Annotated in this window: 9 protein-coding genes; 7 read left to right on the top strand and 2 right to left on the bottom strand. The window is 68.2% G+C overall.

What is annotated here, in order from left to right; all coding sequences use genetic code 11:
* Window positions 1-128: 128 nt before the first annotated feature.
* The 5 genes from QE399_RS03680 (at window position 129) to QE399_RS03660 (ending at window position 5,664) form a co-directional block, all read left to right on the top strand.
* Entirely contained in the window at window positions 129-854 is a 726-nt protein-coding gene (locus QE399_RS03680; RefSeq protein ID WP_309826205.1) for a pirin family protein, read from the top strand.
* Between the two features lie 108 nt (window positions 855-962).
* Window positions 963-1,640 (top strand): isochorismatase family protein, encoded by a 678-nt coding sequence (locus QE399_RS03675; RefSeq protein WP_309826203.1) that lies wholly within the window; start codon window positions 963-965, stop codon window positions 1,638-1,640.
* An 82-nt stretch (window positions 1,641-1,722) separates the two neighbouring features.
* Window positions 1,723-3,615: an amidohydrolase gene (locus tag QE399_RS03670; protein WP_309826201.1), complete on the top strand. Its 1,893-nt coding sequence runs from the start codon at window positions 1,723-1,725 to the stop codon at window positions 3,613-3,615.
* Window positions 3,616-3,617: 2 nt separating this feature from the next.
* Complete coding sequence (locus QE399_RS03665) at window positions 3,618-4,022, top strand: DoxX family protein (protein ID WP_309826198.1); 405 nt, start codon at window positions 3,618-3,620, stop codon at window positions 4,020-4,022.
* Window positions 4,015-5,664 (top strand): MFS transporter, encoded by a 1,650-nt coding sequence (locus QE399_RS03660; RefSeq protein ID WP_309826196.1) that lies wholly within the window; start codon window positions 4,015-4,017, stop codon window positions 5,662-5,664. Before QE399_RS03665 ends, QE399_RS03660 begins: the two co-directional genes overlap by 8 nt.
* A gap of 74 nt (window positions 5,665-5,738) precedes the next feature.
* Here QE399_RS03660 and QE399_RS03655 read toward each other — a convergent pair whose 3' ends face one another.
* Window positions 5,739-7,793, bottom strand: a complete 2,055-nt coding sequence (locus tag QE399_RS03655) for a molybdopterin-containing oxidoreductase family protein (protein ID WP_309826193.1) — start codon at window positions 7,791-7,793, stop codon at window positions 5,739-5,741.
* A 307-nt stretch (window positions 7,794-8,100) separates the two neighbouring features.
* Here QE399_RS03655 and QE399_RS03650 point away from each other — a divergent pair, with 307 nt between their 5' ends.
* A complete protein-coding gene (locus QE399_RS03650) occupies window positions 8,101-9,216 on the top strand; it encodes an ABC transporter substrate-binding protein (protein WP_405044067.1) in 1,116 nt (371 codons plus the stop codon).
* Between the two features lie 310 nt (window positions 9,217-9,526).
* On the opposite strand, the gene argE is transcribed toward QE399_RS03650, so the two are convergent.
* Complete coding sequence (argE, locus tag QE399_RS03645) at window positions 9,527-10,696, bottom strand: acetylornithine deacetylase (RefSeq protein ID WP_309826189.1); 1,170 nt, start codon at window positions 10,694-10,696, stop codon at window positions 9,527-9,529.
* Between the two features lie 98 nt (window positions 10,697-10,794).
* Between argE and QE399_RS03640 the strand changes: the two genes are divergently transcribed.
* On the top strand, window positions 10,795-12,009 hold the full coding sequence (locus tag QE399_RS03640; protein ID WP_309826187.1) for a M20 aminoacylase family protein: 1,215 nt from the start codon (window positions 10,795-10,797) through the stop codon (window positions 12,007-12,009).
* The last annotated feature ends 462 nt before the right edge of the window (window positions 12,010-12,471 follow it).

Genomic DNA, 12,471 nt, shown 5'->3' with positions numbered 1-12,471 from the left:
GTTTCAACCTGATCGACGTCAAGGCGCCAGATACTTCATTCACAGCAGCACTGAAGCCTAGAGAAATCCAGGCAACAGGCCCCCAAGGCTCAGTGTGAATCCCATCGATTGTAGAAAGGACTGAAACCATGCTCGACATCCGCAAAGCCCACCACCGCGGCAACGCCAACCACGGCTGGCTGCACTCCCGCCACACGTTCTCGTTCGGCCACTACCGCGATGCCAACCAGCAAGGTTTCTCCGACCTGCTGGTCATCAACGACGACCGCGTGACGCCTTCGAAGGGCTTCGGCACCCATGCCCACCGCGACATGGAAATCTTCTCCTACGTGCTGGAAGGCGCGCTGGAACACAAGGATTCGATGGGCACGGGCTCGGTGATCCGTCCCGGCGACGTGCAGATGATGAGCGCCGGCACCGGCGTGCAGCACAGCGAGTTCAACCACTCGGCCGAAGAGCCCGTGCACTTCCTGCAGATCTGGATCGTGCCGAACAAGGTCGGTGCCCAGCCCCGCTACCAGCAGGTGCACTTCACCGAAGCCGACAAGCGCGGCCAGCTGCGCCAGATCATCTCGCCGGAAGGCACGAACGGTTCGCTGGCCGTGCACCAGGACGCCCGGGTCTACGCCGGCCTGTTCAACGGGGATGAATCGGCCGACCTGGCCATCGGTGCCAACCGCAACGTCTATGTGCACGTGGCCCGCGGCAGCGTCGAAGTGAACGGCGAGCGGCTGGACGAAGGCGACGGCGCCCGCATCCGCAACGCCGGCGACCTGCACTTCGCCAAGGGCGAAAACGCCGAGGTGCTGGTGTTCGACCTGCGCCCCAACGAGCTGCCCACCATGCCCCATTGAGGTAACGGGCGGGGGAAGCCCCGCCCGGCCCGCCGAATTTCCCTGTTTCCCCGTCGTTTTTTCCCTGTCTTTTTACTTTCTTAACCTTTGATCTTTCAGGAGCCTTCCATGACCAACGCCAACGCTTCCATCGCCCGTCCCGTCGCCGTCGCCAAGCCCGGTGCCAAGCTGCTGAACCCGCATGACCACACGCTGATCATGATCGACTTCCAGTCGCAGATGGCCTTCGCCACGCACTCCATCGACCCGGTGCAGCTGCGCTCCAACGCCGCCCTGGTGGCCTCGGCCGCCGCCGGCTTCGGCGCCTCGACCATCCTCACCACGGTGGCCGAAAAGAGCTTCTCCGGCCCGATGTTCGACGAAGTGACCGCGCCTTTCCCCGGCCAGGCCCTGCTGGACCGCACGTCCATGAACACCTGGGAAGACGAAGCCGTCATCAAGAAAGTGAACGAGATCGGCAAGCCCCGCATCGTGCTGGCCGGCCTGTGGACCAGTGTGTGTATCGTCGGCCCGGCCCTGTCGGCCATCGACCAGGGCTTCGAGGTGTACGTGATCGCCGATGCCTGCGGCGACATTTCCACCGAAGCCCATAACCGCGCCATGGAGCGCATGGTGCAGGCCGGCGCCCAGCCCATCACCGCCCTGCAGTACTTGCTGGAAATGCAGCGCGACTGGGCCCGTGGCGACACGTACGACATGACGACCGGCATCGCCAAGAAGTTCGGCGGCGGCTATGGCCTGGGCATCACGTACGCGAAAACCATGTTCAACGCCCACGAGGGTTGATGACATAGGCATGGGCTGCAGCGCAGTCCGTGCCTGCTTTTTTTGCGCTCTGCCACTGCTGAAATTCTTGAAGGCCTGAACCATGACGCCACCCGCCACCACCCCTGACCTGATCCTGCGCAATGGCCGCTTCACCACGCTGGACCGCGCCAATCCCACGGCCAGCGCCGTTGCCATTGCCGCAGGGCGCTTCACGAAGGTCGGCGACGACCGCGAGGTGATGGCGCTGGCCGGCCCGCAGACCCGGGTCATCGACCTGGGCGGCCGCAGCGTGCTGCCGGGGCTGATCGACAACCACCTGCACATCATCCGCGGCGGGCTCAACTTCAACATGGAACTGCGCTGGGACGGGGTGAAGAGCCTGGCCGATGCCATGGCCATGCTCAAGGCCCAGGTGGACGTGACCCCCGCGCCCCAGTGGGTGCGCGTGGTGGGCGGCTTCACCGAACACCAGTTCGTGGAGAAGCGTCTGCCCACGTTGGCCGAACTGAATGCGGTGGCGCCCGATACGCCCGTGTTCATCCTGCACCTGTACGACCGCGCGCTGCTCAACGGCGCCGCCCTGCGCGCCGTGGGCTATACCAAGGACACGCCGTCGCCCCCCGGCGGCGAGATCGTGCGCGACAGCGCTGGCAACCCCACGGGGCTGCTGCTGGCCAAACCCAATGCGGCCATCCTCTACGCCACGCTGGCCAAGGGCCCCAAGCTGCCGCGCGACTACCAGGTCAACTCCACGCGCCACTTCATGCGCGAGCTGAACCGCCTGGGCGTGACCGGCGCCATCGACGCGGGCGGCGGCATGCAGAACTACCCCGACGATTACGACGTGATCCAGGAGCTGGCCGATGCCGACCAGCTCACCATCCGCCTGGCCTACAACCTGTTCACGCAAAAACCCAAGGAAGAGAAGGACGACTTTCTGCGCTGGACGGCCACCTCGCAGTACAAGCAGGGCACCGACTACTTCCGCCACAACGGCGCGGGCGAGATGCTGGTGTTCTCCGCCGCCGACTTCGAGGACTTCCGCCAGCCCCAGCCCGAGCTGGCGCCCGGCATGGAAGGCGAGCTGGAAGAAGTGGTGCGCATCCTCGCGCAGAACCGCTGGCCCTGGCGCATGCACGCCACGTACGACGAGACCATCGACCGCGCACTGAACGTGTTCGAGAAGATCAATGAAGACACGCCGCTGGCCGGCCTGAACTGGTTCTTCGACCACGCCGAAACCATCTCGGAAAAGTCCATCGACCGCATCGCCGCATTGGGCGGCGGCGTGGCCGTGCAGCACCGCATGGCCTACCAGGGCGAGTACTTCGTCGAACGCTACGGCGCCGCTGCGGCCGAGGCCACGCCGCCCGTCAAGCGCATGCTGGAGAAGGGCGTAAACGTCTCTGCCGGCACCGACGCCACCCGCGTGGCCAGCTACAACCCCTGGGTGTCGCTGTCGTGGCTTGTCACCGGCAAGACCGTGGGCGGCCTGCAGCTCACGCCGCAGCGCAACTGCCTGACGCGCGATCAGGCCCTGCGCATGTGGACCGAGAACGTCACCTGGTTCAGCAACGAGCAGGGCAAGAAGGGCCGCATCGAAGTGGGCCAACTGGCCGACCTGACCGTGCCCGACCGCGACTTCTTCGCCTGCCCCGAGTCCGAGATCGCCGACACCTCGTCGCTGCTCACCGTGGTGGGCGGCAAGGTGGTCTACGGCGTGGGCGACTTCGCCGAGTTCGACGAATCGGCCCCGCCGCTGGCCATGCCAGACTGGTCGCCCGTGCGCACCTTTCGCGGCTACGGCGCCTGGGGCGTGCAGGAAGGCGCGCCGCTGCAATCGGTGATGCGCAACGCGGCAGCGAATTGCGGCTGCGCCAGCAGCTGCAACATGCATGGCCACGCGCATGCCACGGCCTGGAGCAGCAAGCTGCCCGTGTCCGACCTCAAGGGCTTCTGGGGCGCTTTAGGTTGCGCCTGCTGGGCGGTGTGACCGTGGACGCATTGCGCACCGCCGCCACCGCGCCCTGGGTGCAGTCGCTGGCCCTGCTGTGCCTGTGTGCGGCCTACCTGCAGGGCGGCTGGGACAAGGCCCGCGACTTTCGCGGCGCCGTGGCCGAGATGCGGCGCTTCGGCCTGGCACCCGCCGCGCCGATCGCCGTGGCCACCATCGCGCTGCAACTGGGCGCTTCGGCGCTCATCGTGTCGGGCTGGTACCGCTGGGCGGGGGCGCTGGCCCTGGCGGGATTCACCGTCATCGCGGCCTTTCTGGCCGACCGTTTCTGGACCGAGGCGCCGCCCGAACGGCAGCGCAGCGCCAACGCATTCTTTGAACATTGGGGCCTGGTGGGCGGCATGTTGCTCGTCGCCTGGCACGACCTGGGAGGCCACCGTGGCTGACAACAACACCAACACCGCTACCAAAGCATCGGGCAGCTTCGCGCCGCTCGTCATTCCCGTCTTCGCCGTGCTGTGGGCCGCCACGGTGCTGGGCAACATCGGCAGCTTCATGCGCGATGTGGCCAGCGCCTGGATGGTGACGGAGCTGTCGTCCAGCCCCACCGCCGTGGCGCTGATCCAGACGGCGGCCACGCTGCCGGTCTTTCTGCTGGCGATTCCCGCCGGTGTGCTGTCCGACATCCTGGACCGCCGCCGCTTCCTGATCGGCGTGCAGGTGCTGCTGGGCGCCGTCAGCGGCACGCTGCTGGTGCTGGCGCAGACGAACACCCTCACGGTGGAATACCTGGTGGCGCTGACCTTCGTCGGCGGCATCGGCGCCGCGCTGATGGGCCCGACCTGGCAGTCCATCGTGCCCGAGCTGGTGCCGCGCAGCGAACTGAAGAGCGCCGTGGCGCTGAACTCGCTGGGCATCAACATCGCCCGCGCCATCGGCCCTGCGGCGGGTGGCTTGCTGCTGGCCAGCTTCGGCGCGGCGGCGGCCTATGGCCTGGACGTGCTGAGCTACGTGTTCGTGATCGCCGCGCTGATCTGGTGGAAGCGCCCCAAGGCCGAAGCCTCGGGCCTGAACGAGCAGTTCTTCGGCGCCTTCCGGGCCGGCGTGCGCTATGCCCGCGCCAGCCGAGAACTGCACGTGGTGCTGCTGCGCGCGGCGGTGTTCTTTCTGTTCGCCAGCTCGGTCTGGGCGCTGCTGCCCCTGGTGGCGCGCCGCATGCTGGGCGGCACGGCCGGCTTCTACGGCGTGATGCTGGGCGCCGTGGGCGCAGGTGCCATCCTGGGCGCGGTGCTGCTGCCCCAATTGCGCAAGCGTTTGAATACCGATGGCCTGGTGCTGCTGGCCTCCCTCGTGACCGCCGCCGTGATGGGCGTGCTGGCGATGGCGCCGCCCCAGTGGGCTGCCGTGGCCCTGATGCTGGTGCTGGGCCTGGGCTGGATCCTGGCGCTGACCACGTTCAACGGGGTGGCGCAGGCGGTGCTGCCGAACTGGGTGCGCGGCCGGGGCCTGGCGATCTACCTGATGGTGTTCAACGGCGCCATGGCCGCGGGCAGCCTGGGCTGGGGCCTGGTGGCAGGCCAGCTGGGCTTGCCCACCACGCTGCTGGTCGGCGCGGCCGGGCTGGTGGCGGTGTCCTTCCTCTTCCACCGCGTGAGGCTGCCCGCCGGCGAGGCCGACCTGCAGCCCTCCAACCACTGGCCCGAGCCGCTGCTGGCCGAACCGGTGGCGCACGACCGGGGCCCGGTGATGATCCAGATCGACTACCGCATCCGCCGCGAAGACCTGCCCGCCTTCTTCCAGGCCATGCAGCATGTGGCGCAGGAACGCCGCCGCGACGGTGCCTACGCCTGGGGCGTAGCCGAGCACACGGGCGAGCCGGGCCGGGTGATCGAGTGGTTCCTGGTCGAATCGTGGGCCGAGCACCTGCGCCAGCATGGCCGCGTGTCCAAGGCCGACGCCGACCTGCAGGCCGAAGCGCTGCGCTACCACCAGGGGCCGGACAAGCCGGTGGTGCACCACTTCCTGGCGCTGGATGCGCGCAGTGCGAAGGCGCCGTCTGCGGGGCACGACCACGGCCACGCCCACTGATTGGGCATAAATATAGCTGCCAGCGCTTATTCAGTAAGCGCTGGCAGCTATATTTTTGGGAGCGTCTGGGTGGCTCAGCTGGCGCGCAGCTCCACCTGCACCGCGCAGTCGTAGAACGTGGGCGCCGCGCCCAGGTCGGTCAGGGCCTGGCTCGTCAGCTCGTTCACGTTGGTGCCGTTCAGGCCGAACTTGCGCCACCAGATGCCCAAGCCGTTGACCACGCCGGGGCGCGCCCGTGCATTCACCGCGGCGCGGCATTCGTAGCTGCCGCGGTCGTTGAAGATGCGCACCACGCTGCCGTCGGCAATGCCGCGCGGGGCGGCGTCGTCGGGGTGGATCTCCAGCACCGGCTCGCTCTCGATGTTGCGCAGGCTGGTCACGTTCACGAAGGTGGAGTTGAGGAAGTTGCGCGCCGGCGGCGAGATCATCGCCAGCGGGTAGCGGACCGAGCCGCCGGCGGGCTCGTGGTTGGCCACGTAGCTGGGCAGCGGGTCCAGGCCCTGTGCGGCCAGGCGCTCGCTGTAGATCTCCACCTTGCCCGAGGGCGTGGGGAAACCGCCGTGGGCGAACGGCGCTTCGTCGATGGCCAGCGGCGCGAAGCCGATGTCCAGCAGCTGCTGGAAGTCCACCCGGTCGCCATAGGCCTGGCGGCACAGCGTTTCGTCGTCGTCGGCAAAGCAGGGCCCGGTGAAACCCATGCGCGCGGCCAGGTCGCGGAAGATCTGCGTGTTGGCGCGGGCTTCGCCCATGGGCTGGATCGCCGGGCGGTTCAGCAGCACATCGGTGTGGCCGTACGACAGGTGCACGTCCCAGTGCTCCAGCTGCGTGGTGGCCGGCAGGATGTAGTCGGCGTAGTCGGCCGTGTCGGTCTGGAAGTGCTCCAGCACCACGGTGAACAGGTCCTCGCGCTCGAACCCCTGCACCACCTTGGCGGAATCGGGCGCCACGGCCACGGGGTTGCTGTTGTAGACCACCACGGCTTCGATCCGGGGACCGAAGGCGGGCGAGGTGCCCTTGAGCAGGTCGTCGCCGATGGTCACCATGTTGATGGTGCGCGGCGTGGCGCCGGCCAGCAGGTCGGGGCGCTGCAGGGCCCCCCGCTGCACCGGGTAGTGGCCCGAGCTGGAGAACAGCACGCCGCCCGCGCGGTGGCGCCAGGCGCCGGTCAGCGCCGGCAGGCAGACGATGGCGCGCGTGGCGTTGCCGCCGCCGTGCGCGCGCTGCATTCCGTAGTTCAGGCGGATGGCGGCCGGCTTGGTCGTGCCGTAGTCGCGCGCCAGCTGGCGGATCTGTTCGGCCGGAATACCGCAGATCGCCGCAGCGCGCTCCGGGGTGAAGGTGAGCGCACGCTCTCGCAGGCCTTCCCAGCCGGTGGTGTGCTGGGCGATGTAGTCGTGGTCCAGCCAGTCGTGCTGGATCAGCTCGTGGATCAGCGCCAGCGCCAGCGCGCCGTCGGTGCCCGGCAGGATCTGCAGGTGCTCCTGGCACTTGTCGGCGGTTTCGGTCTTGCGCGGGTCGATGCACACCAGCTTGGCGCCATTGCGCTTGGCCTGCTGGGCATAGCGCCAGAAGTGCAGGTTGCTGCCGATGGAGTTGCTGCCCCAGATGATGATCAGCTGCGACTCGGCGAAATGCTCCACCTTCATGCCCACCTTGGCACCCAGCGTGTACATCAGTCCCTCGCCACCCGCCGTGGAGCAGATGGTGCGGCCCAGGAAGGACGCGCCCAGCTGGTGGAAGAAGCGCCGGTCCATGCTCTCGCCCTGCACCAGGCCCATGGTGCCGGCGTAGCTGTAGGGCAGGATGGCCTGGGGCGCGCGGGCGGCGATCTCGCCCAGCCGATGGGCGATGTCGCCCAGGGCCTCGTCCCAGCTGACGGGCGTGAACTGGCCGCTGCCCTTGGGGCCGCTGCGCCTGAGCGGGGTGAGGATGCGGTCCGGATGGTTGGTGCGCTCGGCGTACTTCGACACCTTGGCGCAGAGCACGCCGTTGGTGTGCTCATGGGCCGGATTGCCCTGTACGCGCACGGCCACGCCGGCCTCGACTGTGGTGAGCAAGGCACAGGTATCGGGGCAGTCGTGGGGGCAGGCGCCGCGCACCTGTTGCCTTTCGGTCGTGAGGCTGGTCATAATCTGAGTAAGTACAAACCCTAATACGGTCCCGCCCTCCTGTGGTCTCTGATGACCGCCAGGCGGCGAGGATCGCCATTGCGGGGCCTTGGCTGTGCGGGAGTGGCACGGCCTTTTCCAAGCCCCTGGTGTTCTGTTTCCTGCAAGCCACCGCACCCACCGTGGTGTGCTCCCATCCGGGCCGCGCCGCCCTTTCGCGTGACCATGTCACGGAAGGGCGCGCCGCGCCGCGTGGGGCACTCCATGGCCGGTGGCTGGATCCGCAGGGGACGCACCAGACGGGCATTTCACCATGAAGGACAACGATATGTGGGGGCGGAGACAATTTTCGATCGGCCTGGGCGCTGCGGCACTGGGCGGCTTCTCGCTGGCGCGTGCGCAGGGCGACACCGTGGTGCTGGGCCAGTCGGCTCCGCTCACCGGCCCGGCGGCCCAGCTGGGCGTGCAGTTCCAGGCGGGCGCCAAGCTGTATTTCGACCAGCACAACGCCCAGGGCCGGCGCACCATCGAGCTGCGCACGCTGGACGACGGCTATGACCCCGAGCGCTGCGCCGCCAACACGCGCAAGTTCATCGCCGACGACGTGTTCGCGCTGTTCGGCTATGTCGGCACGCCCACCAGCCTGGCGGCCCTGCCGCTGGCCACCCAGGGGAAGCTGCCGTTCTTCGCGCCCTTCACGGGGGCCGAGGCGCTGCGCCAGCCCTTCAACCGGCTGGTGTTCCACGTGCGTGCCTCGTACAACGACGAGACGGCCGTCATCGCGCGCCAGCTCGTCAACCTGGGCATGCAGCGCATCGGCGTGTTCCACCAGAACGACAGCTACGGTCGCGCCGGACTGGAGGGCATGACCAAGGCCCTGGCCGAGCACCAGCTCAAGCCCGCCGCCGTGGCCACGGTGGAGCGCAACTCCGAAGACGTGGCGGCTGCCGTCAAGACGCTGGTGGCGGCATCGCCCCAGGCCGTGCTGCAGGTGGCCACGTACGCCGCCAGCGCGGCCTTCATCCGCGCTGCGCGCAAGGCCGGCTATGGCGGCAAGTTCTACAACCTGTCGTTCGTGGGCACGCAGGCGCTGGCCGATGCGCTGGGTGCCGAGGCCGATGGCGTGGTGGTGTCGCAGGTGATGCCGTCGCCCTTCCAGACGACCAAGCAGGTGTCCCGCGAATTCCTGGACGCCATCAAGAAGGGCGGCGGCGCCGTCAAGCCCAACTATTCGACCCTGGAAGGCTACCTGGCGGCCCGCGTGTTCGCCGAGGGCCTGCGCCGCGCGGGTGACAAGGCATCGCGCGATGCGCTCATCAACGGACTGGAGTCGGTCGGACCGCAGGTGTCGGGCTTCCAACTGGCGTTCAGCGGCAACAACCATTCCGGCTCGCGCTTCGTCGAGATGTCGATGCTCAAGGCCGACGGGCGCGTGCTGGTGTGATCTGAAAGCACCCCCCTGAGGCGCTGCGCGCCTTCCCCCCGCTCTCGCCGTGCTGCGCACGCGGGCAGGGGGACGCAGCCCTCGCTGCGGGGCGGCCCTTGCTTGGCTGTCGCTGGAATGGGCCGCGCCGGTTTCAAAGGCCTGCGACGAGGGGCGGCTGCTGGGCGCAAGCCTTCGATTGAGGCGTGCTGTTCCTCGCTCTCGCTGTGCTTGGCATGGAGGGCAGGGGATGCGGCCCTCGCTACTGGCAGCCCTGGTTCGGCTGTTGTTCGGGAGGGCCGCGCTGGGCTGCCGCGCACCGCGGCGCCGCTCAGTCCAGCGTGCGCGTGCCGGCCAGCCCGCGCATGAAGGCCTCGCAGCGGGCCAGCTGGTCCAGGCTCACGTATTCGTCCGGCTGGTGCGCCTGCTGGATGCTGCCGGGGCCGCACACCACGGTGGGAATGCCGGCGTTCTTGAACAGCCCGGCCTCGGTGCCGAAGGCCACCAGCGTGGTGCCGGCCTCGTGGGCCAGCCGCTGCGCCAGCCGCGTCACGGCGTCGTCCTTGCTGCCCAGAAAGCTCGGAATCTCGCAGATCGTCTCGAACGAGAAACCCGTCTGCGGCGCGACCTTCTGCATGGCGGGCTCCAGCGACCGGGCGTACGCCACCACCTGGCTCTGCATCTGCGCGGCATCGGCCGTGGGCAGGTCGCGGAATTCGTAGCGGAACTCCGCATCGCGCGGCACCACGTTGTCGGCGATGCCGCCGTGGAACTGGCCCACGCTGGCGGTGGAGAAGGGCACGTCGAAACCCTCGAAGCGGGGCTCCTCGCGCTCGAAGCCCTCGGCCATGTCGCGCACCCGGCCCACCACGCGTGCGGCCATCTCGATGGCGTTCACCGAATGCGGCGTGAGCGACGAATGCGCCTCCTTGCCGCGCACGCAGCACTTGTAGCGGTACACGCCCTTGTGCGCGATGGCCGGCACCATGCGGGTCGGCTCGCCCACGATGCAGGCCAACGGGCGGATGCCCGCGTCCTTCAGGTCGGCAATGAGCTCCTTGGCACCGAAGCAGCCCACCTCTTCGTCATAGCTGAAGGCGTAGTGGATGGCGAAGGGCGCATCGCTGTTCAAGAAGGCTTCGGCCTGCGACAGGGCGATGGCGATGAAGGCCTTCATGTCGGCGCTGCCGCGGCCGTACAGGCTCGGGCCTTCCGGCCCTTCTTGCACCAAGGCGCTCAACGGGTCCACCGTCCAGTCCTGGCCGTCCCACGGCACCGTGTCGGTGTGGCCCGAGAGGATGACGCCAGCCGGCTTGCCTTCGCCCAGCGTCGCGAACAGATTGGCCTTGGTCTTGCTGGCGTTGTAGGTCAGCCGGCTCTTCACGCCCAGGCGCGCCAGTTGCTGCTGGATGAAGTCGATGAGTTCCAGGTTCGAATTCTGGCTCACCGTGTTCATGCGGACCAGGGACTGGGCCAGTGCGAGGGCGTGGTCGGAGATCATCGTGGTGCGGGGCGAATAACCCCGAATGGCAGGGAACGGAGGTGCGGGCTAGACTGCCCCACCGACAGCCCCCGCCTTTGCTGCAAGGAACATAGCATATGAAAATCATCGACTCCATCGTGACCGAAGCCGCGGCGATCGCCGCTGTCCGGCGCGACATCCACGCGCACCCGGAACTGTGCTTCGAAGAAGTGCGCACCGCAGACGTGGTGGCCGGCAAGCTGACCGAATGGGGCATCCCGATCCACCGCGGCCTGGGCAAGACCGGCGTGGTGGGCATCGTGCACGGTCGCGACGGCGGTGCCAGCGGCCATGCCATCGGCCTGCGCGCCGACATCGACGCGCTGCCCATCACCGAGTTCAACACCTTCGAGCACGCCAGCAAGCACGCCGGCAAGATGCACGCCTGCGGCCACGATGGCCACACGGCCATGCTGCTGGCCGCGGCGCAGCACTTCGCCAAGCACCGCGACTTCGACGGCACGGTCTACCTGATCTTCCAGCCGGCCGAAGAAGGCGGCGGCGGCGCGCGCGTGATGATCGAGGACGGCCTGTTCGAGCAGTTCCCCATGCAGGCCGTGTTCGGCATGCACAACTGGCCCGGCATGAAGGCCGGCCAGTTCGCCGTGAGCCCCGGCCCGGTGATGGCGTCCAGCAACGAGTTCAAGATCACCGTCCGCGGCAAGGGCAGCCACGCCGCCATGCCGCACATGGGCATCGACCCCGTGCCCGTGGCCTGCCTGATGGTGCAGGCTTTCCAGAACATCATCAGCCGCAACAAGAAGCCGGTGGATGCGGGCGTGATCTCGGTGACGATGATCCACACGGGCGAGGCCACCAACGTGGTGCCCGACAGCTGCGAACTGCAGGGCACGGTGCGCACCTTCAGCATCGAGGTGCTGGACATGATCGAGCGCCGCATGAAGCAGGTGGCCGAGCACACCTGCGCCGCGCACGACGCAACGTGCGAGTTCGAGTTCGTGCGCAACTACCCGCCCACCGTCAACTCGCCGGCCGAGGCCGAGTTCGCCCGCAAGATCATGCAGAGCATCGTGGGCGAAGAGAACGTGGTGCCGCAGGAGCCCACCATGGGCGCCGAAGACTTCGCCTTCATGCTGCAGGCCAAGCCGGGCGCGTACTGCTTCATCGCCAACGGCGACGGCGACCACCGCGCCATGGGCCACGGCGGCGGCCCCTGCACGCTGCACAACCCCAGCTACGACTTCAACGACGACCTGATCCCCCTGGGCGCCACCTACTGGGTGCGGCTGGCCCAGGACTGGCTGGCCTCCAGGGGCGCCCAGGCCGCCTGACGGCCGCGGCGCGGCGGCAGGCTCTGCGGGCGTGCTGCTTCTAAAACAGGAGCGGCTTGCGCTTTCTCTGTCTTGAATTGAGGGGTAAAAGACCTTGAGTTGATGACGGGGCAAGCGCAAGCCGCTCTTCTTTTTGAAGCGCTCTAGGAAGTTTGAGCTCGGACAGCCAGAGCCCATCGGCAACGCCGTGCCGTGCGGTGCGGTGCCGTGAATCGCCCCGCTGGCCCCTTCCGCTCTGCCGCGCACGCGGAGGCCCGCATTCCGCCGCAGGGCCCGCTCTGCCGTCCGCTCTGCATTCCGAATCCGCCCCGCCCGCGCAGCGGGGCTATACGTAATTCTTGGGGCACTGTGTGACCACCGCGCCGCCGCCTTCCGGCGCCCGGATCGGTCCGCCCCCTCAGCCGGCGGCAGCCGCCTACGCAAAAGCCGCCGCTCACCCACCTGACCCCCGCCTTGCAGCTC

The sequence above is a fragment of the Paracidovorax wautersii genome (assembly GCF_031453675.1).
Taxonomy (GTDB): Bacteria; Pseudomonadota; Gammaproteobacteria; order Burkholderiales; family Burkholderiaceae_C; genus Paracidovorax.
Note: the sequence above shows the minus strand (reverse complement) of the source record. Positions and strands in the feature narration are given on the sequence as shown.